This window comes from Thauera sp. WH-1, from assembly GCF_047806685.1.
Taxonomy (GTDB): domain Bacteria; phylum Pseudomonadota; class Gammaproteobacteria; order Burkholderiales; family Rhodocyclaceae; genus Thauera.
This window is the reverse complement of record NZ_JBLQGP010000009.1, coordinates 120,608-143,196: the sequence shown is the minus strand read 5'-3', so window position 1 is coordinate 143,196 and position 22,589 is coordinate 120,608. Positions and strand designations below refer to the sequence as shown.

The window sequence follows — 22,589 nt, the reverse complement described above, 5'->3', positions numbered from 1 at the left end:
GTATGTATTCCTCGTGCGCGGATCAGAGCGGGATGTTGCCGTGCTTGCGCCACGGGTTCTCGAGCTGCTTGTCCTTGAGCATCGACAGCGAGCGGCAGATCCGCTTGCGGGTCTCGTGCGGCATGATCACGTCGTCGATGAAGCCGCGCGCGCCGGCCACGAAGGGGTTGGCGAAGCGCTGCTTGTACATGGCTTCGCGCTCGGCGATCTTCTCGGGGTCGTTCTTTTCTTCGCGGAAGATGATCTCGACCGCACCCTTGGGGCCCATGACCGCGATCTCGGCGCTCGGCCAGGCGAAGTTCACGTCGCCGCGTAGGTGCTTGGACGACATCACGTCGTAGGCGCCGCCGTAGGCCTTGCGGGTGATGAGGGTGACCTTGGGCACGGTGCACTCGGCGTAGGCGTAGAGCAGCTTGGCGCCGTGCTTGATGATGCCACCATACTCCTGCGCGGTGCCGGGCATGAAGCCGGGGACGTCGACCAGGGTGACCACCGGGATGTTGAAGGCGTCGCAGAAGCGCACGAAGCGCGCGGCCTTGATCGAGCTCTTGATGTCGAGGCAGCCGGCCAGCACCAGCGGCTGGTTGGCGACGATGCCCACCGGCGAGCCTTCCATGCGCGCGAAGCCGATGATGATGTTCTTGGCGTAGTCGGGCTGCAGCTCGAAGAAGTCGCCGTCGTCGACCATCTTGACGATCAGCTCCTTCATGTCATACGGCTGGTTGGGGTTGCTCGGCACCAGGGTATCGAGCGAGTGGTCGAGGCGGTCCGCCGGGTCGACGCAGGGCACGACCGGCGGCTTGTCGCGGTTGCTGCCGGGAATGTAGCCCACCAGGCGGCGGGTCATCATCAGCGCTTCGACGTCGTTCTCGAAGGCGAGGTCGGCCACGCCCGACTTCGTCGTGTGGGTCACCGCTCCGCCGAGCTCCTCGGCGGTGACTTCCTCGTGCGTCACCGTCTTCACGACTTCGGGACCGGTCACGAACATGTAGGACGAGTCCTTGACCATGAAGATGAAGTCGGTCATCGACGGCGAATACACCGCACCGCCGGCGCACGGCCCCATGATCAGCGAGATCTGCGGCACCACGCCCGAGGCCAGCACGTTGCGCTGGAACACGTCGGCGTAACCGCCGAGCGAATCGACGCCTTCCTGGATGCGGGCGCCGCCCGAATCGTTGAGGCCGATGACCGGCGCGCCGACCTTCATCGCATGGTCCATGACCTTGCAGATCTTCTCGGCGTGGGTCTCGGACAGCGAGCCGCCGAACACGGTGAAGTCCTGCGAGAACACGAACACCAGACGACCGTTCACGGTGCCGTAGCCGGTGACGACGCCGTCGCCCGGGATATGATCGGCGTCCATGCCGAAGTCGTTGCAGCGGTGCTCCTTGAACATGTCCCACTCTTCGAAGCTGTCGTCGTCGAGCAGCAGCAGGATGCGTTCGCGGGCGCTCAGCTTGCCCTTGGCGTGCTGAGCGTCGATGCGCTTCTGGCCACCGCCGAGGCGGGCCTTTTCGCGCTTTTCCTCTAGCTGGCGGATGATGTCGTGCATTGATGACCTCCTGTCGGATCTCTGTATTGCGTCGGGCCGGCCGCTACGACGGCCCCTTGTTTGTCAGGCTTGCAGATGGCCGAGCAGCCGCAGCGCGGCGACGGAGGGGGTGGTGCTGCCCTCCTCCACCGCCCGCGACAGCGCCGGCAGTTCGTCCTTGACCCGGGGATGGCTGCGAAAGCGGCTGCGCAGCCCCGAGTCGATCATTTCCCACATCCAGGCCAGGGCCTGGTGGCGCCGCTTGGCGTCGAGCTCGCCGGACGCGGTGAGCGCCTGGCGGTAGTCGGTCACCGCCCTCCAGAATTCGGCGATGCCGTCCTTCTTCAGTGCCGACAGCGTCAGTACCGGCACCGTCCAGTTGGGGCTGGCCGGGCGCAGCATGTGCAGCGCGGTCTTGATCTGCGACTTCGCCCGCATCGCCGCTGCCGGGTCGATGTCGGCCTTGTTGATGACGATCAGGTCGGCGATCTCCATGATCCCCTTCTTGATCGCCTGCAGGTCATCGCCGGCATTGGGCAGTTGCAGCAGGCAGAAGATGTCGGTCATGCCGGCGACCGCGGTCTCGCTCTGCCCCACCCCCACCGTCTCGACGATGACCACGTCGAAGCCGGCGGCCTCGCACACCAGCAGGGTCTCGCGCGTCTTCTCCGCCACCCCGCCCAGGCTGCAGGCCGAGGGGCTGGGGCGGATGAAGGCGGCGGTGTTCTGGCTCAGCAGCTCCATGCGCGTCTTGTCGCCGAGGATGGAACCGCCGGTGACCGAAGACGACGGGTCGACCGCCAGCACCGCCACCCTCAGCCCCTGCTCGATGAGGTAGAGGCCGAGCGCTTCGATGAAGGTGGACTTGCCCACCCCCGGCACGCCGGAGATGCCCACCCGCATGGCCCCGCCGGTGTGCGGCAGCAGGGCTTCCAGCACGTGGCGGGCACGCTCCTTGTGATCCTCGCGCAGGGACTCGATGAGCGTGATCGTCTTCGCCAGCGGACGCAGCTGACGGCCGAGCACGCCCTCGACCAGCGCGCGGTCGGCGATGTCGAGCGCCGTCATCAGGCCTTGGCGCGAGCCGCGCGGATCTGCTTGAGCACTTCGCGCGCCGCGGCCGGAATCGGCGTGCCGGGCCCGAAGATGCCCTTGGCCCCCGCGGCGTAGAGCGCGTCGTAGTCCTGCGCCGGGATCACGCCGCCGACGAAGGTGATGATGTCGTCGGCGCCGAGGCGCTTGAGCTCATTCACGATCTGCGGCACCAGCGTCTTGTGGCCGGCGGCGAGGCTGGAGCAGCCCACCGCGTGCACGTCGTTCTCCACCGCGTGGCGCGCGGCCTCTTCCGGCGTCTGGAAGAGCGGGCCGATGTCGATGTCGAAGCCGAGGTCGGCGAAGGCCGAGGCGACGACCTTGGCGCCACGGTCGTGGCCGTCCTGGCCGAGCTTGGCGATCATGATGCGCGGACGGCGGCCTTCTTCGGCGACGAAGGCTTCGATGTCGGCCTTGAGGGCCTTCCAGTCTTCCTGTTCTTCCACAACGGCTCCATAGACGCCGGATACGGCTTGCGGGTTGGCGCGGTAACGGCCGAAGACCTTCTCCAGCGCATCCGACACCTCGCCGACCGTGGCACGCAGGCGGATGGCCTTGACCGACAGATCGAGCAGGTTGCCTTCGCCAGTCTCGGCGCACTTCGTCAGCGCATCCAGCGCAGCCTGCACTGCTGCCGCGTCACGGGTGGCACGGACCTGCTTGAGACGGGCGATCTGGGCTTCGCGCACGGCGTGGTTGTCGATATCGAGGATGTCGATCGGGTCTTCCTTGGCGAGCTTGTACTTGTTCACGCCGACGATGACGTCCTTGCCCGAATCGATGCGCGCCTGCTTGTCGGCGGCGCACTCCTCCACCTTCATCTTGGCCCAGCCCGACTCGACCGCCTTGGTCATGCCGCCCATGGACTCGATCTCTTCGATCAGCGCCCAGGCCTTGTCGGCCATGTCCTGGGTCAGCTTTTCCATCATGTAGGAGCCGGCCCAGGGGTCGACGACGTTACAGATGTGGGTCTCTTCCTGGATGATGATCTGGGTGTTGCGCGCGATGCGGGCGGAGAACTCGGTGGGCAGCGCGATCGCCTCGTCGAGCGCGTTGGTGTGCAACGACTGGGTGCCGCCGAACACCGCGGCCATGGCCTCGATGGTGGTGCGGACGACGTTGTTGTAGGGGTCCTGCTCGGTGAGCGACCAGCCCGAGGTCTGCGAGTGCGTGCGCAGCATCATCGACTTCTGGCTCTTGGGGTTGAACTGCTTCATCAGCCGCCACCACAGCAGACGCGCGGCGCGCATCTTGGCGATCTCGAGGTAGAAGTTCATGCCCACCGCCCAGAAGAAGGACAGGCGGCCGGCGAAGGTGTCGACGTCCATGCCGGAATTGATGCCGGTGCGGACGTACTCGAGGCCATCGGCAAGCGTGAAGGCGAGCTCGATGGCCTGGTTGGCGCCCGCTTCCTGGATGTGATAGCCGGAGATCGAGATGCTGTTGAACTTCGGCATGTGCTGCGCGGTGTAGCCGAAGATGTCGGCAATGATCTTCATCGACGGCGTGGGCGGATAGATGTAGGTGTTCCGCACCATGAATTCTTTGAGGATGTCGTTCTGGATCGTGCCCGAGAGCTTGTCCTGGCTGACACCCTGCTCTTCGGCGGCGACGATGTAGCCGGCGAGGATCGGCAGCACGGCGCCGTTCATGGTCATTGACACCGACACCTTGTCGAGCGGGATGCCGTCGAAGAGAATCTTCATGTCCTCGACCGAGTCGATCGCCACGCCGGCCTTGCCGACGTCACCCGTCACCCGCGGGTGGTCGGAGTCATAGCCACGGTGGGTCGCAAGGTCGAAGGCGACCGACACACCCTGGCCGCCGGCGGCGAGCGCCTTGCGGTAGAAGGCGTTGGAGGCCTCGGCGGTGGAGAACCCCGCGTACTGACGGATGGTCCACGGCTTGACCGCGTACATCGTGGGCTGCGGGCCGCGCAGGAAGGGCTCGAAGCCCGGCAGCGTGTCGGCATGCCTGAGGTCGGCGGTGTCGGCCTTGGTGTACAGCGGCTTGACGACCAGCCCCTCGGGCGTAATCCAGTTGAGCTTGCTGATGTCGCCGCCCGGGGAATGCTTGGCGGCGGCCTTGTTCCAGGCCTCGAGGTCGGGCTGCGGATAGATGGGCTCGTTGGCGTCGTTGGTCTGCGACATGAAAAACCTCTTTGCTTCGGCAGCTCACGGAGCCGCGGGTCGATGAGTGAATCCGGGCCAACCTGATGGGACCAGGACAGGAACAAGCCAGCGCGTGCGGGCACTGGACCCCATGCGCCAACGAGGCCGCTCATGGCATGCCACGAGCGGCCGTCGACGCTCCAACGGGCGACGTGCCCCCTCTGCTGCACCGGGTGCATGCCCGGCGCCTCCCATGCCACGTCGCACACTGGAAGTTGACTTGTTCAACAGAGGTAATAATACTTTATCCATAATTATGAACGCAATGGGCGCGCGCATCGTTTCCTTCTGCGCCTGCCCTGCCCGCCTCTCGCGCCGGAACCATCACACGACACCACATGAACGCGTCCCGAATCGCGCCGATGGCGCTCTACCAGGAAGTGGCCGAGCGCCTGCGCCAGCGCATCTTCTCGCATGAACTGCCCCCTGGCACCTGGGTGGACGAGCAGGCGCTGGCCGAGCAGTACGGGATTTCGCGCACGCCGCTACGCGAGGCGCTGAAAGTGCTCGCCTCCGAGGGCTTGGTGACGCTCAAGCCTCGCCGCGGCTGCTACGTGACCGAGATTTCCGAGCGCGACCTGGACGAGGTCTTCAGCGTCATGTCGATGCTCGAGGGCGAATGCGCACGCGCCTCGACCACACGCGCCACCGATGCCGACCTCACCCGGCTGCGCGCCATTCACGCCGACCTGGAGAAGGCGGCGGCGGCCAACGACATCGACGGCTTCTTCGAGGCCAACCAGGCCTTCCACCGCAGCCTGCAGGAAATCGCTGACAACCGCTGGCTGCTGCACGTGATCGAGGATCTGCGCAAGGTGATCAAGCTTTCGCGTCACCACTCGCTGTTCTCCGAAGGCCGACTGGAGCAATCGCTGGCCGAGCACCGGGACATCCTGCAAGCCTTGCTCGCGCGCGACGGCGAAGGCGCAGAACGCCTGATGCGCCACCACATCCTCAGCGGCCGCGCCGCCCTCGCCCGCATCGCCGACGCAAAGCTGGAAACAAGCGCCTGAGGCTGCCCGCCCTCACTCCTGAGCAGCGACGACGACCATGCCGCCCTCGCGCGTGACCAGCACCTGATCGATGCGGTGGTTGTCGATGTCGACCACCTCGAACTTGTAGCCGGCATACACCACGAAATCGGTGCGCTTGGGCACCTTGCGCAACCGGTACATCAGGAAGCCGGCGACCGTCTCGTAGTTCTGGAAACCCTCGAACACATCGATGTCGAGCGCCTGCATGACGTCCTCGATCGGCGTGACGCCGTCGATCAGCCAGGAGTTGTCGTCGCGACGCACGATGAGTTCCTCCTGGAAGGGGCTCACCAGGTCGCCCATCACCGTGCTCATGACGTCCTGCAGCGACAGCAGGCCGACGACCAGCGCGTACTCGTTGAGCACCAGGGCGAAGTCTTCCTTCGCGTCGCGAAAGCGTTCGAGCGCCTCGAACAGGGTCAGCGTGTCCGGCAGCATCAGCACCTTGCGCACGATCGGCTGGGTGCGCAGCGACAAATCCTTGCCATGCAGGATGCGCGGCAGGATGTCCTTCGCGTCCACATAGCCGATCACGCTGTCGATACCGTCCTCGCACACCGGGAACTTGCCATGCGGATGCTCCGCGATCTTGCGCCGGATGCTCTCTTCCGACTCGCTGAGCGTGAGGAAGACGATGCTCTCGCGCGAGGTCATGGCCGAGGGCACGATGCGCGAGTCGAGCTCGAACACATTGCTGATCAGGTGCTGCTCCTGGCGCAGCAACGCACCCGCCTGGGCGCCGGCATCAGCCATGGCGACGATGTCGGCGGGCGTGATGTCCTCGGTGCGCACGCTGGGAATCTTCAGCACGCGGAAGATGCGGTCGGCCAGGCCGTTGAATACCCACACCACCGGCGCCAGGATCCAGGTGCACACCTGCATCGGCTGCACCAGCGCCACCGCCACGCGCTCGGGCTGCACCAGCGCGAGGCGCTTGGGCATCAGGTCGGCGAACAGCACGAACAGCGCGGTGACGAAGCTGAAGGACAGCACGAAGCTCACCGTGCCCAGGCTCGGCCCGTCGTATAGCGGTCTCAGGAAGGCCGCGACATAGGGCGACAAGGCCTGTTCGCCGACGATGCCACCGAGGATGGCGACCGCATTGAGGCCAATCTGCACCACGGTGAAGAAGTTGCCCGGACTGTCCTGCAGCGCGAGCACGCGCTGGGCATTGGCGTGACCGCCTTCGGCCATCAAGCGCAGCTTGATCTTGCGCGACGCGGCGAGCGAGATCTCGGACATCGAGAAGAACGCACTCGCCGCGATCAGCACGAAAATGATGAACAACTCGTTGACCAGCACGATCACTCCTTTGGGAAAGGCCCCGCCGGAAGGCAAAACCACAGGGGATACGGCGCCGAGTCTATCACTTCGCCATGACACGCCCTGCGCCGCGGCGCCTCACAGGGCCGGCGCCATAAAGGCGAAACCCCGCGCGGCACCGGGCCGCAGCGGGGTTTCGGGGCAGCGCCGTCAGGACCTGCGTCCGCGGCCCTCGCGCGTCAGACGACGATCAGTGGGCAGACGCGGTGGCCGCGCCGACACCGGTCTGCGCACGCACGTACTGGTCCTCGAACGCTTCCTTCTCGTCCTTCGCAGCCTGGCTGCGGTCCAGCGTGGAGAACAGCCAGGTCATGAAGAAGGCGATCGGCATCGAGAACAGCGCCGGCTGGGTGTAGGGGAAGATGGCCGACTCGAAATGCAGCACATCGACCCACACCGACTTCGACAGCACGACGAACAGCACCGCGCTGATCAGACCGGAGTAGCCGCCCCACAGCGCGCCCCGGGTAGTGAGGCCCTGCCAGTACATCGACAGGATCAGCACCGGGAAGTTGGCCGAGGCGGCGACGCCGAAGGCCAGCGCCACCATGAACGCGATGTTCATGTTCTCGAAGGCGATGCCGAGCAGGATGGCGACGATGCCCAGCCCGATGGTGGCGAACTTCGACACCCGCAGCTCGGTGGCCTCGTTGGCCTTGCCCTTCATGATCACGCGCGAATAGATGTCGTGCGAGATCGCCGACGCACCGGCCAGCGCCAGGCCGGCCACCACCGCGAGGATGGTCGCGAAGGCCACCGCCGACAGGAAGCCGAGCAGCAGGTTGCCGCCGACCGCCTGCGCCAGGTGCATGGCGATCATGTTGCCGCCGCCGACCACCTTGCCGCCGATCTGGCCGCCCTCGAAGAACGCCGGGTTGGTGCCGACGATCAAGATCGCGCACAGACCCATGATGGCGATGACGTTGAAGAAGTAGGCAACGATGCCCGACGCGTACAGCACCGACTTGCGCGCTTCCTTGGCGTCGGTCACGGTGAAGAAGCGCATCAGGATGTGCGGCAGGCCGGCGGTACCGAACATCAGGCCGAGGCCGAGCGAGATGGCGGTCACCGGATCGGCCAGCAGGCTGCCCGGCGCAAGCAGGTTCACACCCAGACGATGCACTTCCATCGCGCGGTTGGTCAGCTCGTCGAAGCTGAAGCCGAACTGGCTGAAGGCCAGCAGACCCACGGTGGTGCCGCCGATCAGCAGCATGCAGGCCTTGATGATCTGCACCCAGGTGGTGGCGACCATGCCGCCGAAGGTGACATAGATCATCATCAGCGCGCCGACAACGAACAGCGCGACGGTGTAGTCGAGGCCGAACAGCAGCTTGATGAGCTGACCGGCACCGACCATCTGCGCGACCAGGTAGAAGCACACCACGGTCAGCGAGCTGACTGCCGCCATCGTGCGCACCTTGCCCTGGTTGAGGCGGTAGGCGGTGATGTCGGCGAAGGTGAACTTACCCAGGTTGCGCAGGCGCTCGGCCATCAGGAACAGGATGATCGGCCAGCCGACGAAGAAGGCGATCATGTAGATGTAGGCATCGACGCCCTGCATGTACATCATCGCGGTGAGGCCGAGCAGCGTGGCTGCCGACATGTAGTCACCGGCAATCGCCAGACCGTTCTGGAAGCCGGTGATGCCGCCGCCGGCGGTGTAGAAATCGGCGGTCGACTTGGTGCGGCTCGCTGCCCAGTAGGTGATGCCCAGGGTCAGCAGCACGAACACGAAGAACATGCCGATGGCGTGGAGGTTGAGCGGCTGCTTCTCCATCTGGCCCATGTCGCCCTTGGCCAGCGCGAGCGCGGGCAGAGACATGACCAGCAGGCCGGCGCCGAGGCGCGAAAGGAGCTTGGCGTCCATCATTTCTCCTCCTTCCAGGCGGCCTGGACGATTTCCTTGTTGATGTCGTCGAACTCGCCGTTGGCGCGCCGCACATAAACGAAGGTCAAGACCCAGAAGAAGATGAACTGGAACAAGCCGGCCGCAATGCCGAAGGTGAGGTTGCTGCCCTCAATCAGGCGGCTGCCGATGAGCCCGGGCGCGAAGGCGACGAGCAGCACGAAGCCGTAGAACATGATCAGGACGATCGCCGCGAGGATGCCCGCAAAGCGGGTCCGCTTGGCCACCAGCTCCTGGAAGCGTGGGTTGCGCCGGATGTGCGCATACATTGAGACAGACACTTCTCCCTCCTCATGGATAAGCAACGTAAAACCGCATTGCCCTCCACCCTCCTCTGGCCGAGCGCTCCGTCTGACGCGGGGTATCGGCAGCGCGGATGATATATCATCCATAAGAGTCCATACCACCCCGTATGGAAAAATTTAATCGCCGATAGCCCTGCTTGCCGATGAACTCGAGAATCGATTGTGAAATCAATGCCGGTGTCGCCACCGTGACCCTGCACAACCCCGCCAAGCTCAATGCGGTCAACGCCGCCATGTGGCGCGGCCTGTCCGCTGCGATGCAAGGCATCGCCGCCGCCGACGGCGTGCGCTGCGTGATCCTGCGCGGCGCCGGCGACGAGGCCTTTGCCGCCGGCGGCGACATCGAGGAATTCCGCACCGTGCGAGCGACGGTAGACGGCGCCCTGCACTATCACGACGACCTCGTCGCCAGCGCGCTCGACGCCATCCGCAACTGTGCCGTGCCGACCGTGGCGGCGATCCGCGGCGCCTGCGTCGGCGGCGGGCTGGAGATCGCCGGCTGCTGCGACATCCGCATCGGCGGCGAGTCCGCGCGCTTCGGGGCGCCGATCAACCGTCTGGGGTTCTCGATGTATCCGGGCGAGATGGCCGGCCTGCTCGCCTTGGTGGGGCCGGCGGTGGTGCTCGAGATCCTGCTCGAAGGCCGCATCCTGGGCGCACGGGAGGCGCTGCAGAAGGGTCTGCTGAGCCGGGTGGTGGACGACGAGCGGGTGTTCGAGGAGGCCGCTGCCACCGCGGCCCGCATCTGCGCCGGCGCACCGCTGGTGGCACGCTGGCACAAGCAGTGGGTGAGGCGCCTGATGGCGGGCGGCGCGCTGAGCGAGGAGGAAAAGCGCCAGGCCTTCGACTTCCTCGCGACCGAGGACTACCGCGAGGGGCTCAGCGCCTTTCTGGAGAAGCGCACGCCGGTGTTCAAGGGTCGCTAGCGCCACAGGTGACGCGGACCAAGTGCTTCCGCCCGGGTGTTGCGCCTCAGTCGGGCAGCGGCTCGGTATCCACGTACTCCTCCACCCCCATTCCGCGCAACTGATAGCCCGCCACGCCCATCTCCGAATCCACCCGGCCCACCGCCATTACGCCCTCCACCCACACCGGCAGCATGTTCCAGCCCGCGGGCACCGGCTTGTCCGGGATCACATGAATGAGCTGGTTGGCGGGTGGCGGCGGCACATGCACGCAGGCGCCGAAATAGGGCACGAGCAGGAACTCGCTGATCTGCTCGCCGCTGGTCTCGAGCGGCACCAGAAAACCCGGGATACGCACGCGCTCGCCCGCCAGGCGCTCGACCACGGGCGCGCGGTCCCATTCCTCGCGCATGCGCTGCAGCGCATCCATGGCACGCGGATCGTTGTCGCCGAGCTCGTCGAGCTTGAGGTCGGCGAAGAAGGCCTCCGGGTTCCAGTCTGCCGGGATCAGGTCGTCCCAACTGATCTCGCGGAACGCGCCGACCGCGCCACCGGCTGGTGCGGCGAGGCGATCGCCGACCTGATACTCGCCGCCACGGGCCGCCGGGGCCTGGGCGAAGGCCGGTGTCAGCGCCGCCGCCAGCAGCACGAAGGATGCGCCGATCGCGGCGCGCAACACGCTTGCATTGATCATTGAAGAATCCGTCTCGATAGGTTCGACATCCGCTCGCCCGGTCACACCCGGATGGTCATGCCGTCGGCGAGCGAATAGCGGTAGGCGCGCAGCGCCGGCACCAGGCTCGCCAGCACGCTGGCGGCGAACACCGCTGCCAGCAGGCGCCACTCTCCCGACGCCGGCCAGCCCAGGCTCAGTTGCAGGCCGTGATTGGCACTCAGCCAGGGCGCCAGCGCAGCGCTCGCACCATACAGCAGCGCGAGGCCGAGCGCGATCCCGCCCAGCGCCAGCAACACGCTCTCGAGCGCGAGCAGCGCGAACACCTGGCGCGGACTCGCCCCGAGGGCACGCAGGATGGCCAGCTCGCGGCGGCGCTCGCCCAGGCTCGCCACCACCACCGCGACCATGCCGGCCAGCCCCACCACGACCACCAGCGCCGACACCGCGAGCAGCGCCTGCTCGGCAATGCCGACCAGGCTCCAAAGCTCTTGCAGCGTGGCGCCGGGCAGGATGGCGGTCAGCGCCTCGTCACCATACGTGTTGATCTGGCGCTGCACGCGGAACACCGCGGTCCGGCTCTGTAGCCCGACCAGGGCCGCGGTGACCGACTTGGGCTGCAGATCGAACTTGCGCACGTGCTCGGGCGCGATGCTCAGGCCCGGGACGGGCGCGCCAGCGTGCCAGTCCAGGTGGATGGCCTCGATGCCCTCGAGACCGACCAGCAGCGCGCGATCAACCGGCGTGCCGCTGCGCGCGAGGATGCCGACGACGGTGAAGGGCTTGTCGTCGTGGTCGGCGAAGCGCGGCCCACCCTGCCCGCCGAGACTGCCATGGCTGAGGACGATCTGCTGTCCGATGCGGTAGCCGAAGCGAGCCGCCACCTCGGCGCCCAGCACGACCTCGAAGATGCCGCTGGTCTCCGCGGGGGCATCCGCGAACGAGCGGCCCTGCTCAAAACGCAGCGCACGCCGCTCGCCATGCCGGTAGTGCTCGAAGAAGCCCGCCGTGGTGCCGATGACACGATGGCCGCGGTGCGCGTCGCCGAGCGAGATCGGCACCAGCCACTGCACCTGCGGCAGCGCGGCAATGTGCTCGATGCTGGCCCACGACACGTTGTTGGTGGCGCTACCGAGGTGAAAGACCGAATACAGCAGCAGCTGCACCGGTCCGCTGCGCGCGCCCACCACCAGGTCGGTCCCGGAGATCGTCTGTGCAAAGCCGGCGCGGGCGTCGTTGCGCAGACGCTCCACGCCCAGCAACAAGGCCACGGCGAGCGCCACCGCGACCACCGTCAGCACCACCGACAGGCGGCGATTGGCGATGCTGCGCAAGCTCAGCGCCAGCACCGGCGTCATGACAGCTGCCCCGCCGGCAGCCGCGTGCGCGCTGGCCGCGTCTGCAGTGGCTGCGCAGCCGCGCGGTTGAGACGGTCGAGCTCGAGCACGCGGTCGAAATGGGCTGCCAGGCGCTGGTCGTGACTGACGAAGAGCAGCGCAGCGCCGGCTGCCGCGCACTCTTCGAGCAGCAGCTCGATGAAAGCCTGCTGGCGGTCGGCATCGAGCGCCGAGGTCGGCTCGTCGGCCACGACCAGGCCGGGGCGTCCGATCAGCGCGCGCGCCGCCGCCACGCGCTGCTGCTGGCCGACCGACAGCGCCGCCGCCGGGCGTTCGAGCAGCGCCGCATCGAGGTCGAGCCGCGCGGCCAGGCGCGCCACCTCGGCTGCGGGCGTGCTGCCGGCGGCGGCCACCCGGGCGCGCCGCTGCCGCGAGAAGCGGCACGCAAGCTGGATGTTGTCGCGCGCCGAAAGCCAGGGCAGCAGGTTGAAGAGCTGGAACACGAAGCCGACATGATCGGCGCGAAAGCGGTCCCGCGCCCCTGCCGACAACGCACCGAGCGCCTGACCGGCAACGCTGACCGAGCCCGCCTGCGGCAGGACCACGCCACCGACCAGCGACAGCAGGGTGGTCTTGCCACTGCCGCTGGGACCGCGCAGGAACACCCGCTCGCCAGCCGCGATCTCGAGCGCGTCGAGCGCAAGGCAGTCGGCGGGCGCGCCCGGCCAGCGATAGCGCACACCCTCGAGGCGTACGGCCGCCGCCGCAGGGGCGCTCACCGTCGTCGCGCCTGCAAGGCCCGAGGCGTCGCTCACAGCGACAGCACCGCTGCGCCGGGCTTGAGCACCGCCGCCCCCTGCCCGCCTTCCGCCGCGCGTACTGCTCGCAGTTCGCGCAGGCGTGGGAAGGCATCGAACAGCTCGACGCGGAGGGCGTCGAGTGCCGCGGGACGGGCACACTCGAAGCGGTAGGTGGCGATCAGGTCCGCATGGCCCTCACGCGCGCCAGCACCGTGGTCGTGGTCGTGGTCGTGGTCGTGGTCGTGGTCGTGGTCGTGGTCGTGGTCGTGGTCGTGGTCGGCAGGCTGTTCCTTTCCGGCCTGCCGCGGCCAGGGCGATTCGAGCACCGTCCCGGCGAGCACGCAGCCCGCCGCCGCAGGCAACACGAAGAGCTCGGCGCCCTGGCCGAGGCGGGCCTCCGCATCCGCCAGTGCGGCGCGCTGTGCGGCGGTGGCCGGCGCATGCTCGAAGCCGACCAGATTGTCGAGCGGCGTGCTCAGTTCGATGACAAGCTCAGGCCCCTCGATGGCGACACTCAAATGGGCGACGCCATGTTCATGGGCGCCGTGGGCGTGCTGGGCGTGGGCCGTCGACATCAAGGCACCGGCACAAGCGGCAAGCACCGCCAGGCGAGAAACGGCGGCAAGCGGGGGGTCCATCGTGATTCGAGTGATCATGCGCGTTCAGGGCTCATTGATTGACTGTAGGCCGGAGGGCGGCGGCGAGGTTTCGACGCCCGGCTGCGCCCGAGGTTCTTCTAATGCTACAATGTTGCATCAAAGAAGCGCCAGTCAGTTGCCTGCCTCCACTCGTCCCACGCTCATGTCCGCCCACGTCCCCAGCTCCGCCCGCGAACTGATCGCTGCCCATGGCGGCCGGGTCACACGCACCCGCGTCGCGGTCATCGAGGCCCTGCGCGCCTCCGGCCATCCGCTGTCGCATGACGAGATCGGCGCCGAGCTCGCCGCAGCCGCCATTCCGCACGACCGCGTGACCCTCTATCGTGCGCTCGAGTGGCTGGTCGAGCAGGGCATTGCGCAGCGTATCGCCGGCGGCGAGCGTGCCTGGCGTTTCGAGATCCGGCGCGAGGATGCCCATCGCCACGCCCACTTCCATTGCGACCGCTGCGGCCAGATCCTGTGCCTGGAAGACGTGCCCGCCACGGCCAGCCCCGCGCTGCCGGCCGGCTTCGAACTCGACCGCGCCGAGCTCGTTCTGCACGGCGCCTGCGCCGACTGCGGCCGCCGTGGCGTGGCGGAGGGCTCGCGATGAGTCGCCACGATCACGGGGTAGTCACGGCGCCCCAGCAGGCGCAACCGCAGGCTCACTCGCCCTCGCCGCCGCACGGCCAGGCCGCCGCTGCGTCGACCACCCGCCATCGTCACGCCGAGCGCGGCGGCGATCGCCCCTTGCCCGCGCGCAGCCTGCTCGGCGCCGGCCTGGGGACACGTCTCGGAGTCGCGGCGGCTGCGCTCGCGCTGCTGTGGGTGACCATTCTGTGGGCCTTGGGCTGACATGGATCTCGCGTTGCCCCCCATGATCCGCCTCGACAATCTGACCCTGGGCTATGACCGCCACCCGGCGGTGCACCACCTGTCGGGCGAGATTCCCGCCGGCGCGCTGGTGGCGGTGGTCGGCCCCAATGGCGCTGGCAAGTCCACCTTGCTGAAGGGTATCGCGGGCGAGTTGCGCCCGATCGGCGGCCGCATCGTCATGCCTGCGCTGCCTGCCGGCGGCGTGGCCTACATGCCGCAGCGCGGCGAGATCGACCATAGCTTCCCGGTGTCGGTGTTCGAAGTCGTCGCCATGGGCCTGTGGCACGAAATTGGCGCCTTCGGCGGCCTCGCGCGCGCGCAGCGCCAGCGTGTGCGCGAGGCCTTGTCCGCCGTCGGCCTGTCGGGCTTTGAGTCGCGACCGATCGGCTCCTTGTCGGGCGGCCAGTTGCAGCGGGCGCGCTTCGCACGGCTGATCCTGCAGGATGCGCCGCTGATCCTGCTCGACGAACCCTTCGCCGCCATCGACAGCCGCACCGTGGACGACCTCGTCGCCCTGATCCTGGGCTGGCACGCCGAAGGCCGCACGATCCTCACCGTGGTGCATGACCTCGAGCAGGTCCGCCGCCACTTCCCCACTGCGCTGCTGCTGTCGCGCGAGCCGGTCGCCTTCGGCCCCACGGCCCAGGTGCTGACGCCCGAACTGCTGGCGCGGGCCCGCCGCCTGTCCGAAGCCTTCGACGAGCACGCGCCCGAATGCCACATCGAGGACCTGGCCGTGCTGCCGCCACCGACCGGGCCCGGACACGACCACGGGCACGCGCATGCTCACGCCGCGCACGATCATCGCCAACGCTCGTAAAGGGCCTCACTCCGCCATCGCGCCCCTTCCCCGTGACCGAATTCCTCCTGACCCCCTTCACCGAGTTCGCCTTCATGCGCCGCGCGCTTGCCGGCTGCCTGGCGCTCGCGCTTGGGGCCACGCCGGTCGGCGTGTTCCTGCTGCTGCGCCGCATGAGCCTGATGGGCGACGCCATGAGCCACGCCATCCTGCCCGGCGCCGCACTCGGCTATCTGGCCTTCGGCCTGTCGCTGGGCGCGATGACCGTGGGCGGCATCATCGCCGGCCTGGTGGTGGTGCTGGCAGCCGGTCTCGTGACACGCGCCTCCATCCTCAAGGAGGACGCCAGCCTGGCGGCCTTTTACCTGCTGTCGCTGGCGGCCGGGGTGATGATCGTGTCGCTGCGCGGGCGCAACCTCGACCTGCTGCATGTGCTGTTCGGCTCGGTACTGGCGCTCGACGATGCCTCGCTGCTGCTCATCGCCAGCATCGCCAGCGTCACCGTGGTCTGCCTCGCCATCCTGTTTCGCCCGCTGGTGATGGAGTGCTTCGATCCCGCCTTTCTGCGCGGGGTCAGTCGCTGGTCGCCGGTGGCGCATTACGGCTTTCTGATGCTGGTGGTGATCAACCTGGTGAGCGGCTTCCACGCCCTCGGCACGCTGATGGCAGTGGGCATCATGATCCTGCCCTCGGCCGCCGCCCGCCTGTGGGCGAAGGGGCTGCCGCTACTGTTGCTGCTTGCGGTGCTGTTCGCCTTCGGCAGCGGCGTCGCCGGCCTGCTGCTGTCCTTCCATGCCGACGTCCCGGCCGGGCCTGCAATCGTGCTGGTGTGTGGCGTGGTGTATTTCGTATCACTGCTGGCCGCGCCGGGCGGCCTGCTCGCCGGACGGCTACCGGTACGCCACCACCTCGAATCCTGAAAGTTGAATCCTGCAATGACGATGATGACCAAGACCCGCTTCTCCGCCGTCGGCCGCAGCCTGCGCGCGCTGGCCACCGCCTGCACTGCCTTGCTGCTCGGCACCACCGCCCACGCCCAGGCGCTCGAGGTGACGACGAGCTTCAGCATCCTCGGCGATCTCGTGGCGCAGGTCGGCGGCGAACGCGTCGCGGTGCGCACCTTGGTGGGCGCGGACGAGGACGCACACGCCTTCCAGCCCCGACCGTCAGACGCACGGGAGATCGGCGGCGCGGCGCTGGTCGTGGTCAACGGACTGGGCTTCGACGACTGGATGGTGCGCCTGGCGCGTGCCGGCGGCTACAAGGGCCCGGTCGTGGTCGCGAGCGACGGCATCGCCACCCTGACGATGGCGAAGGACGACGGCCACGGTCATGGTCACAACCATGGCCATGGCGGCAAGGCAGTCGATCCACATGCCTGGCAGGACGTCACCAACGTGCGCCGCTACGTCGCCAACATCGCCGATGCGCTGGCGCAGGCCGATCCGCAAGGCGCCGCCCTCTATCGGCTCAACGCCGAGCGCTACGACGGCGAACTGAAGGCACTCGATGCCGAGATCCGCGCCGCCTTCGACGCGCTGCCCGCCGAGCGGCGCAAGGTGGTGAGCTCGCACGATGCATTCGGCTACTTTGGCCGTGCCTACGGCATCCGCTTCCTGTCCCCGGTCGGGGTGGCAAACAACGCCGAGCCCACCGCCCAGGGCGTCGCCCGCCTGATCCGTCAGATCAAGGCCGACAAGGTGCCAGCGGTGTTCATCGAGAACGTCGCCGACCCGCGCCTCATCGAACGCATCCGCAGCGAGAGCGGCGCCCAGGTTGGGGGCACGCTGTATTCGGATGCACTGTCGAAGGCAGACGGTCCAGCGTCCAGCTACATCCGGATGATGCGTAGCAACCTGGATGTGCTGCTCACTGCACTGACCGCGCCGGCAGACAGGTAAGTCCCGGCGCCGGCCGGGCGGCGCAGCCAGTGGGCGCCGTCAAACGCCCTCAAGCCGTGAGTCTCAGCCGAAAAGACTGTGCAGCATTTTCGCCGAGAGCAGCACCAGCACGCCGGCGAAGACCTTCTTCAGCGTCGCCACCGGCAAGCGATGGGCGAGCTTCGCGCCAAGCGGTGCGAAGAACATGCTGGTCGCGGCCACCACCACCAGGGCAGGCAGGTAGATGAAGCCCAGCGTGAGCGGCGGCATGTCGGGCGCCCCCCAGCCATTGACCAGATAGCCGACCGTACCCGCAATCGCGATCGGCAGCCCGATCGCGGCCGAGGTCCCGATCGCGTTCTGCATCTTCACGTTGCACCAGCTCATGAACGGCACCGACAGCGACCCGCCGCCGATCGCCACCAGCGCCGAGAACCCGCCGATGCCAAGGCCGGCTGCGCTCATCCCGACCGGCCCGGGTAGCTCGCGCGAGGGCTTGGGCTTGATGTTGAGCAACATCTGGGCCGACACGTAAGCCATGAAGAGCGAGAAGAAGATCGCCAGCGGCACCGTATCGACGCGCGAGGCGATGAAGGTGCCGCCGAAGGTGCCGAGCAGGATGCCGGGGGTGATCAGGCGCACCACGTCCCAGCGCACCGCACCGTGCCGATGGTGGGCCCGCAGACTCGACACCGAGGTCAACACGATCGCGGCCATCGACGTGCCGAGCGCCAGATGCATCACCTGGGCCTGCGGAAACCCCTGGGCGAGGAACAGGGAGGTCAGCATCGGCACCATGATGCCACCGCCACCCACACCGAGCAGACCCGCAAAAAAACCCACCGCGGCCCCGAGCAAGGGGTAGGCGAGCCACCAGACATTCACATCCATGCGCTTCTCTCTTGTTTTGAAACTGCCCCCGCTGACCGATCCAGGCCGGGCGGCGAAACCCTGAACTATCAACCACGCCGCCGCCTGCCCGCAAGCCGCCACGCGTGCGCGGCCCGCGAATCCGCCACTCCGCCGCGACCGAAGCATCTCGATGCAATCTTCCCGAGCGCATCACCACACCTGCCGCATGCGCCTCGCCTATAGTCTACGGCCGCCGCCGCGGCTGACGGCGGGCGTCCCGCAACCAATCGAGGAGAAAACAATGAAACGAATCCAGCGTCTGCTCGCCATCGTGCTCAGCGCCAGCGTCCTCAACGCCACTGCCCTCCACACCGCGCATGCCGCGTTGGTCCCCACCGAGGAAGCTGCCCGGCTGGCAAGCGTGACCCAGGCAGAATCCGGACATGCCCGCCTCAGCGCCGCGTTCGCGCGCGAGGATGTCCGTGCCGAACTGCTGCGCCAGGGTGTCGACCCGGCCCTCGCGCAGGCGCGCATCGCCGCCCTCACCGACGCCGAGGCGACCCGTCTGGCCGATCAGATCGACAGCGCGCCGGCCGGCGGCATCATCGGCGCCATCCTGCTGGTGTTCTTCGTGCTGCTGTTTACCGACATCCTGGGCCTGACCAAGGTCTTCCCCTTCACCCGCTCGATTCGCTGAGCGCCCCATGCCGGTCGGCGCTCTTGCAGTTGCCCTCATGCCGGGCGGCCACGCCCTGGTGCGCACGCGAAGGCGGCCCTGCGCGCCCCTCTTCGCCTTCGTCCTGCTGTTGGCCGCCCTGCTCGCAGGCGGCTGCGCCACGCCCTCGGCCAGGCTGCTGGCGCAGCCGAGCGCCGGGCTGCCGAGCCGCGTCGAACTCGCCGACACCCCCTTTTTTCCTGACGACAGTCATTTCTGCGGACCCGCGGCGCTTGCCACCAGCCTGTCGGCCGCCGGCCTGCCAACCCGGCCGGCGGATCTCGTCGACCATGTCTTCCTGCCCGGCCGCGAGGGCTCGTTGCAGATCGAAATGCTGGCCGGCGCGCGCCGCAGCGGTGCGGTCGCCACCCTCATCCCGGGCACGCTCGAGGCGCTATTGCGCGAGGTCGCCGCCGGTCATCCGGTGATCGTGCTGCAGAACCTCGGCCTGTCGTGGGCGCCGTCCTGGCACTATGCAGTGGCCGTCGGCTACGACCTCGATGCCGGCGAGATCCTGCTGCGCTCCGGACCGATGAAGCGTCAGGTCCTCGGCCTGCGCACCTTCGAACACACCTGGAAGCGCAGCGCGCACTGGGCCTTCGTCACCCTGCCCCCCGGCCGCTTGCCACTGAGCGTCACCGAGGCCGACGCGAGCGATGCCTTGATCGCCTTCGAGCGCTCGGCGCCCCCCAGGTCGGCAGCCCTGGCCTATCGCAGCGGCCTGCAGCGCTGGCCGCACAGCTATGCGCTGGAAATGGGACTGGGCAATGCCCTCCATGCGGCGGGCGACCTGCCCGGTGCCGAAGCGGCCTTTGGCCGCGCCGCCGACACCCATGATCAGGCGGCCGCGCACAACAATCGCGCACGCGTGCTCCTCGAACTCGGCCGCCCCGCCCAAGCACGGCAGGCGGCGGAACGAGGCCTGGCCGTCGCCGGCCCCCTGCGCGCCACGCTGCTCGACACCCTGCGGGCGATCGACACCGCCATGCCCGCGCACTGACCCGCGCCCGGCGCAAACGGGAGAAGGGTCAGGGAGGCGGAATGTGAAGAAGGCGCGGTGATCACTCACCGCGCCTTCTCTGTTGGCCCCCCGCCTGTGCCGTTTCCATCGGGCATCCTGAACCTAGGGTTCAGGGAGGTCGCATCCCTTCCGCTTCAGGATCACCCGACTAGGGGCATTCACACCAGCGGCATCAATGGTCAGCGACCGAGTCTCTCGACTATTGGTTCAAGGAATCTACGACTTCAACGAACACTGCAGGGGATTGATCTTGCGTGCCCGACAGACTGCCCGGATCGCCGGAGAACGTCTCCGAAAAAGCTCGATCAGGATTCAAAAGAGCTTTTCTTGCTGGCCGAGCACCCCGTCGAGGCGCGCTTTCATGAGCCCGATTCTACGCTTCATCCCCGGCATGTCAAACCCATTACCACGCTGGAACTGCAGGAATTCGTGGGCGATGTTGAGCGCGGTCATGACCGCCAGCTTCTCGCCGTTCGAATTGGTCTTCTGTCCCAGTTCACGGAACTTGTCGTCAAGATAGGCGACGGTTGCAAGCAGTTCATCGCGGTTTTCCGGCGCGCAGGAGACCCTGTACTCCTTGCCCAGCAGCATCACGTCCAGATGGTCCATCGACACGGTTTCAGGCCTCCGGCAGGCTTTCTAGCAAGCGCTCGACACGTTCGGCGGCGAGCCGAACCTTGTCGGAGAGCTGGCGGTTGTCGGCTTCGAGCCGCACGATGCGTCCACGCAGCCCGGCATTGTCGGCCTTGAGGCGTTCGTAGTGGCCGATCAGTTGCTCGAGCTGGGCTTCGAGTTGCGCGAGTTCGGTATCCATGGCGTCGATGGTAGTGAGCGACCGAAGACCGGTCAATCAGCGCTGGACCTGGGTCACGTCACGCACCGCGCCGGTGTCGGCCGAGGTCGTGAGCGCTGCGTAGGCCTGCAGCGCAGCCGACACCACACGCTCGCGGGTGACCGGCTTCCATGCGGCGGAGCCCTTCGCCTCCATCGCGGCACGGCGGCGCGCGAGCTCATCGTCGGAGATGGCCAGGTGGATGCGGCGATTGGGGATGTCAATCTCGATCGTATCGCCGTCCTCGACCAGTGCGATCGCGCCGCCCAGCGCCGCCTCGGGCGAGGCGTGGCCGATCGACAGGCCGGAGGTGCCGCCAGAGAAGCGACCGTCGGTGAGCAGCGCGCACTGCGCACCGAGGCCGCGACTCTTGAGGTAGGAGGTGGGATACAGCATCTCCTGCATTCCCGGACCACCCTTCGGGCCCTCGTAGCGGATCACCACCACGTCGCCCGCCTGCACCTGCTCGCCGAGGATGCCGTCGACCGCGTCTTCCTGACTCTCGTAGACCCGCGCCGAGCCGGAGAACTTCCAGATCGACTCGTCGACGCCGGCGGTCTTCACGATGCAGCCCTTCTCGGCGATGTTGCCGTAAAGCACGGCGAGGCCGCCGTCGGCGGTGAAGGCGTGGGCCTTGCTGCGGATGATGCCCTTCTCACGATCGGCATCGAGCTCCTTCCAGCGTCGGTCCTGACTGAAGGCGACCTGCGTCGGCACACCGCCGGGCGCGGCGCGATAGAAGGTGTGAACCGCCTCGTCATCGGTGCGCTTGATGTCCCACTTGTCGAGCGCCTCGGCCATCGAGGCGCTGTGCACGGTGGGCACGTCGGTGTGCAGCAGGCCGGCGCGGTCGAGCTCGCCGAGGATGGACATGATGCCGCCGGCACGATGCACGTCCTCGATATGCACGTCGGCAATGGCCGGCGCGACCTTACACAGGCAGGGCACGCGGCGGCTGATGCGGTCGATGTCCTTCATGGTGAAATCGACGCCGGCCTCGCGCGCCGCGGCGAGCAGATGGAGCACGGTGTTGGTCGAGCCGCCCATCGCAACGTCCAGGCTCATCGCGTTCTCGAAGGCCCGGAAGCTGGCAATCGAGCGCGGCAGCGCCGAGGCGTCGTCCTTTTCGTAGTAGCGGCGGGCGAGATCGACGATGCGGCGACCCGCCTCGCGGAACAGCCGCTCGCGGTCGGCATGGGTGGCAAGCGTCGTGCCGTTGCCAGGCAGCGACAGGCCGAGCGCCTCGGTGAGGCAGTTCATGGAGTTGGCGGTGAACATGCCCGAGCACGAACCGCAGGTCGGACAGGCCGAGCGCTCGATGGCCTCGACTTCCTCGTCCGAGCAGCTCTTGTCGGCGGCCTTGACCATGGCGTCGACCAGGTCGAGCGAGATGACCTTGGCCTCCCACTTGACCTTGCCGGCCTCCATCGGCCCGCCGGAGACGAAGATCGCCGGGATGTTCAGGCGCAGCGCGGCCATCAGCATGCCCGGAGTGATCTTGTCGCAGTTCGAGATGCACACCAGCGCGTCGGCGGTATGGGCGTTCACCATGTACTCGACGCTGTCGGCGATGAGCTCTCGCGAGGGCAGCGAGTACAGCATGCCGCCGTGACCCATGGCGATGCCGTCATCGACCGCGATGGTGTTGAACTCCTTGGCGACGCCGCCCGCGGCCTCGATCTCGCGCGCCACGAGCTGGCCGAGGTCCTTCAGGTGCACATGGCCGGGCACGAACTGCGTGAAGCTGTTGGCGATGGCGATGATCGGCTTGCTGAAGTCCTCGTCCTTCATGCCGGTAGCGCGCCACAGGGCGCGGGCGCCCGCCATGTTGCGGCCGGCGGTGGAGGTGCGGGAACGGTACTGGGGCATGAAGGCGCTCCGGAAAATCTGCAGAGA

The 22,589-nt window shown here is 67.6% G+C and carries 23 protein-coding genes and 1 other RNA gene; 9 read left to right on the top strand and 15 right to left on the bottom strand.

Features of this window, described 5'->3' with window-relative positions; translation table 11 throughout:
• Nucleotides 1-22 precede the first annotated feature (22 nt).
• From ACMV5O_RS11120 to scpA, 3 genes are all read right to left on the bottom strand, one after another.
• The gene (locus ACMV5O_RS11120; protein WP_416163529.1) at nt 23-1,555 is read right to left on the bottom strand and encodes an acyl-CoA carboxylase subunit beta; all 1,533 of its coding nucleotides are present in this window, start codon (nt 1,553-1,555) and stop codon (nt 23-25) included.
• A 63-nt stretch (nt 1,556-1,618) separates the two neighbouring features.
• Nucleotides 1,619-2,602, bottom strand: a complete 984-nt coding sequence (gene meaB, locus ACMV5O_RS11115) for a methylmalonyl Co-A mutase-associated GTPase MeaB (RefSeq protein WP_416163528.1) — start codon at nt 2,600-2,602, stop codon at nt 1,619-1,621.
• Nucleotides 2,602-4,776: a methylmalonyl-CoA mutase gene (gene scpA / locus ACMV5O_RS11110; protein ID WP_416163527.1), complete on the bottom strand. Its 2,175-nt coding sequence runs from the start codon at nt 4,774-4,776 to the stop codon at nt 2,602-2,604. The genes meaB and scpA overlap by 1 nt, the downstream gene beginning before the upstream one ends.
• 359 nt (nt 4,777-5,135) lie before the next feature.
• Here scpA and ACMV5O_RS11105 point away from each other — a divergent pair, with 359 nt between their 5' ends.
• Entirely contained in the window at nt 5,136-5,810 is a 675-nt protein-coding gene (locus ACMV5O_RS11105; protein ID WP_416163526.1) for a GntR family transcriptional regulator, read from the top strand.
• Nucleotides 5,811-5,822: 12 nt separating this feature from the next.
• Here ACMV5O_RS11105 and ACMV5O_RS11100 read toward each other — a convergent pair whose 3' ends face one another.
• From ACMV5O_RS11100 to ACMV5O_RS11090, 3 genes are all read right to left on the bottom strand, one after another.
• Nucleotides 5,823-7,133: a hemolysin family protein gene (locus ACMV5O_RS11100; RefSeq protein WP_416163525.1), complete on the bottom strand. Its 1,311-nt coding sequence runs from the start codon at nt 7,131-7,133 to the stop codon at nt 5,823-5,825.
• Nucleotides 7,134-7,344: 211 nt separating this feature from the next.
• Nucleotides 7,345-9,021: a cation acetate symporter gene (locus ACMV5O_RS11095; protein WP_416163524.1), complete on the bottom strand. Its 1,677-nt coding sequence runs from the start codon at nt 9,019-9,021 to the stop codon at nt 7,345-7,347.
• A complete protein-coding gene (locus tag ACMV5O_RS11090; RefSeq protein WP_416163540.1) occupies nt 9,021-9,329 on the bottom strand; it encodes a DUF485 domain-containing protein in 309 nt (102 codons plus the stop codon). The genes ACMV5O_RS11095 and ACMV5O_RS11090 overlap by 1 nt, the downstream gene beginning before the upstream one ends.
• Nucleotides 9,330-9,508: 179 nt before the next feature.
• Here ACMV5O_RS11090 and ACMV5O_RS11085 point away from each other — a divergent pair, with 179 nt between their 5' ends.
• On the top strand, nt 9,509-10,291 hold the full coding sequence (locus ACMV5O_RS11085) for an enoyl-CoA hydratase/isomerase family protein (RefSeq protein ID WP_416163523.1): 783 nt from the start codon (nt 9,509-9,511) through the stop codon (nt 10,289-10,291).
• A gap of 46 nt (nt 10,292-10,337) precedes the next feature.
• Here ACMV5O_RS11085 and ACMV5O_RS11080 read toward each other — a convergent pair whose 3' ends face one another.
• Genes ACMV5O_RS11080 through ACMV5O_RS11065 form a run of 4 tightly spaced genes read right to left on the bottom strand, consistent with a single transcriptional unit; the run spans nt 10,338 to nt 13,736 of the window.
• Complete coding sequence (locus ACMV5O_RS11080; RefSeq protein WP_416163522.1) at nt 10,338-10,964, bottom strand: DUF3299 domain-containing protein; 627 nt, start codon at nt 10,962-10,964, stop codon at nt 10,338-10,340.
• 41 nt (nt 10,965-11,005) lie between these two features.
• A complete protein-coding gene (locus ACMV5O_RS11075; protein ID WP_416163521.1) occupies nt 11,006-12,301 on the bottom strand; it encodes an ABC transporter permease in 1,296 nt (431 codons plus the stop codon).
• Nucleotides 12,298-13,059 (bottom strand): ABC transporter ATP-binding protein, encoded by a 762-nt coding sequence (locus tag ACMV5O_RS11070; RefSeq protein WP_416163520.1) that lies wholly within the window; start codon nt 13,057-13,059, stop codon nt 12,298-12,300. The genes ACMV5O_RS11075 and ACMV5O_RS11070 overlap by 4 nt, the downstream gene beginning before the upstream one ends.
• A 32-nt stretch (nt 13,060-13,091) precedes the next feature.
• Entirely contained in the window at nt 13,092-13,736 is a 645-nt protein-coding gene (locus ACMV5O_RS11065; protein WP_416163519.1) for a ZrgA family zinc uptake protein, read from the bottom strand.
• 145 nt (nt 13,737-13,881) lie between these two features.
• Here ACMV5O_RS11065 and ACMV5O_RS11060 point away from each other — a divergent pair, with 145 nt between their 5' ends.
• From ACMV5O_RS11060 to ACMV5O_RS11040, 5 genes are all read left to right on the top strand, one after another.
• Nucleotides 13,882-14,331 (top strand): Fur family transcriptional regulator, encoded by a 450-nt coding sequence (locus ACMV5O_RS11060; RefSeq protein WP_416163518.1) that lies wholly within the window; start codon nt 13,882-13,884, stop codon nt 14,329-14,331.
• The gene (locus tag ACMV5O_RS11055; RefSeq protein WP_416163517.1) at nt 14,328-14,573 is read left to right on the top strand and encodes a hypothetical protein; all 246 of its coding nucleotides are present in this window, start codon (nt 14,328-14,330) and stop codon (nt 14,571-14,573) included. The genes ACMV5O_RS11060 and ACMV5O_RS11055 overlap by 4 nt, the downstream gene beginning before the upstream one ends.
• A gap of 1 nt (nt 14,574) precedes the next feature.
• Nucleotides 14,575-15,414, top strand: a complete 840-nt coding sequence (locus ACMV5O_RS11050) for a metal ABC transporter ATP-binding protein (protein WP_416163516.1) — start codon at nt 14,575-14,577, stop codon at nt 15,412-15,414.
• Between the two features lie 74 nt (nt 15,415-15,488).
• Nucleotides 15,489-16,313, top strand: a complete 825-nt coding sequence (locus ACMV5O_RS11045) for a metal ABC transporter permease (protein ID WP_416163539.1) — start codon at nt 15,489-15,491, stop codon at nt 16,311-16,313.
• 15 nt (nt 16,314-16,328) lie between these two features.
• A complete protein-coding gene (locus tag ACMV5O_RS11040; RefSeq protein ID WP_416163515.1) occupies nt 16,329-17,294 on the top strand; it encodes a metal ABC transporter solute-binding protein, Zn/Mn family in 966 nt (321 codons plus the stop codon).
• A gap of 63 nt (nt 17,295-17,357) precedes the next feature.
• Here ACMV5O_RS11040 and ACMV5O_RS11035 read toward each other — a convergent pair whose 3' ends face one another.
• The gene (locus ACMV5O_RS11035; RefSeq protein WP_416163514.1) at nt 17,358-18,164 is read right to left on the bottom strand and encodes a sulfite exporter TauE/SafE family protein; all 807 of its coding nucleotides are present in this window, start codon (nt 18,162-18,164) and stop codon (nt 17,358-17,360) included.
• A gap of 262 nt (nt 18,165-18,426) precedes the next feature.
• Here ACMV5O_RS11035 and ACMV5O_RS11030 point away from each other — a divergent pair, with 262 nt between their 5' ends.
• Nucleotides 18,427-18,822, top strand: coding sequence for a PA2779 family protein (locus ACMV5O_RS11030; RefSeq protein ID WP_416163513.1), 396 nt, complete (start codon nt 18,427-18,429; stop codon nt 18,820-18,822).
• A 7-nt stretch (nt 18,823-18,829) separates the two neighbouring features.
• The gene (locus ACMV5O_RS11025) at nt 18,830-19,840 is read left to right on the top strand and encodes a PA2778 family cysteine peptidase (protein ID WP_416163512.1); all 1,011 of its coding nucleotides are present in this window, start codon (nt 18,830-18,832) and stop codon (nt 19,838-19,840) included.
• Between the two features lie 83 nt (nt 19,841-19,923).
• Here the strand turns inward: ACMV5O_RS11025 and ssrS are convergent.
• The 4 genes from ssrS to ilvD all read right to left on the bottom strand — a co-directional run bounded on the left by ssrS (nt 19,924) and on the right by ilvD (nt 22,562).
• A non-coding RNA gene (gene ssrS, locus ACMV5O_RS11020) (6S RNA) lies at nt 19,924-20,107 on the bottom strand.
• Between the two features lie 66 nt (nt 20,108-20,173).
• Nucleotides 20,174-20,470 carry a cell division protein ZapA gene (locus tag ACMV5O_RS11015; RefSeq protein WP_324537495.1) on the bottom strand — a complete coding sequence of 99 codons (297 nt, stop codon included), beginning with the start codon at nt 20,468-20,470 and terminating at the stop codon, nt 20,174-20,176.
• Between the two features lie 10 nt (nt 20,471-20,480).
• Complete coding sequence (locus tag ACMV5O_RS11010; protein ID WP_416163511.1) at nt 20,481-20,675, bottom strand: hypothetical protein; 195 nt, start codon at nt 20,673-20,675, stop codon at nt 20,481-20,483.
• A 36-nt stretch (nt 20,676-20,711) separates the two neighbouring features.
• Nucleotides 20,712-22,562, bottom strand: coding sequence for a dihydroxy-acid dehydratase (ilvD, locus tag ACMV5O_RS11005; RefSeq protein ID WP_416163510.1), 1,851 nt, complete (start codon nt 22,560-22,562; stop codon nt 20,712-20,714).
• Nucleotides 22,563-22,589 lie beyond the last annotated feature (27 nt).

Bases quoted from the DNA above. Each gene is read 5' to 3' on its own strand.
- ACMV5O_RS11065 (WP_416163519.1), bottom strand. From the start codon at position 13,736: ATGATCACTCGAATCACGATGGACCCCCCGCTTGCCGCCGTTTCTCGC.
- ACMV5O_RS11035 (WP_416163514.1), bottom strand. From the start codon at position 18,164: ATGGATGTGAATGTCTGGTGGCTCGCCTACCCCTTGCTCGGGGCCGCG.
- ACMV5O_RS11095 (WP_416163524.1), bottom strand. From the start codon at position 9,021: ATGGACGCCAAGCTCCTTTCGCGCCTCGGCGCCGGCCTGCTGGTCATG.
- meaB (WP_416163528.1), bottom strand. From the start codon at position 2,602: ATGACGGCGCTCGACATCGCCGACCGCGCGCTGGTCGAGGGCGTGCTC.
- ACMV5O_RS11040 (WP_416163515.1), top strand. From the start codon at position 16,329: ATGACGATGATGACCAAGACCCGCTTCTCCGCCGTCGGCCGCAGCCTG.
- ACMV5O_RS11025 (WP_416163512.1), top strand. From the start codon at position 18,830: ATGCCGGTCGGCGCTCTTGCAGTTGCCCTCATGCCGGGCGGCCACGCC.
- ACMV5O_RS11060 (WP_416163518.1), top strand. From the start codon at position 13,882: ATGTCCGCCCACGTCCCCAGCTCCGCCCGCGAACTGATCGCTGCCCAT.
- ACMV5O_RS11010 (WP_416163511.1), bottom strand. From the start codon at position 20,675: ATGGATACCGAACTCGCGCAACTCGAAGCCCAGCTCGAGCAACTGATC.
- ACMV5O_RS11085 (WP_416163523.1), top strand. From the start codon at position 9,509: ATGAACTCGAGAATCGATTGTGAAATCAATGCCGGTGTCGCCACCGTG.
- ACMV5O_RS11045 (WP_416163539.1), top strand. From the start codon at position 15,489: ATGCGCCGCGCGCTTGCCGGCTGCCTGGCGCTCGCGCTTGGGGCCACG.
- ACMV5O_RS11080 (WP_416163522.1), bottom strand. From the start codon at position 10,964: ATGATCAATGCAAGCGTGTTGCGCGCCGCGATCGGCGCATCCTTCGTG.
- scpA (WP_416163527.1), bottom strand. From the start codon at position 4,776: ATGTCGCAGACCAACGACGCCAACGAGCCCATCTATCCGCAGCCCGAC.
- ACMV5O_RS11030 (WP_416163513.1), top strand. From the start codon at position 18,427: ATGAAACGAATCCAGCGTCTGCTCGCCATCGTGCTCAGCGCCAGCGTC.
- ACMV5O_RS11015 (WP_324537495.1), bottom strand. From the start codon at position 20,470: ATGGACCATCTGGACGTGATGCTGCTGGGCAAGGAGTACAGGGTCTCC.
- ilvD (WP_416163510.1), bottom strand. From the start codon at position 22,562: ATGCCCCAGTACCGTTCCCGCACCTCCACCGCCGGCCGCAACATGGCG.
- ACMV5O_RS11050 (WP_416163516.1), top strand. From the start codon at position 14,575: ATGGATCTCGCGTTGCCCCCCATGATCCGCCTCGACAATCTGACCCTG.
- ACMV5O_RS11055 (WP_416163517.1), top strand. From the start codon at position 14,328: ATGAGTCGCCACGATCACGGGGTAGTCACGGCGCCCCAGCAGGCGCAA.
- ACMV5O_RS11075 (WP_416163521.1), bottom strand. From the start codon at position 12,301: ATGACGCCGGTGCTGGCGCTGAGCTTGCGCAGCATCGCCAATCGCCGC.
- ACMV5O_RS11090 (WP_416163540.1), bottom strand. From the start codon at position 9,329: ATGTATGCGCACATCCGGCGCAACCCACGCTTCCAGGAGCTGGTGGCC.
- ACMV5O_RS11105 (WP_416163526.1), top strand. From the start codon at position 5,136: ATGAACGCGTCCCGAATCGCGCCGATGGCGCTCTACCAGGAAGTGGCC.
- ACMV5O_RS11120 (WP_416163529.1), bottom strand. From the start codon at position 1,555: ATGCACGACATCATCCGCCAGCTAGAGGAAAAGCGCGAAAAGGCCCGC.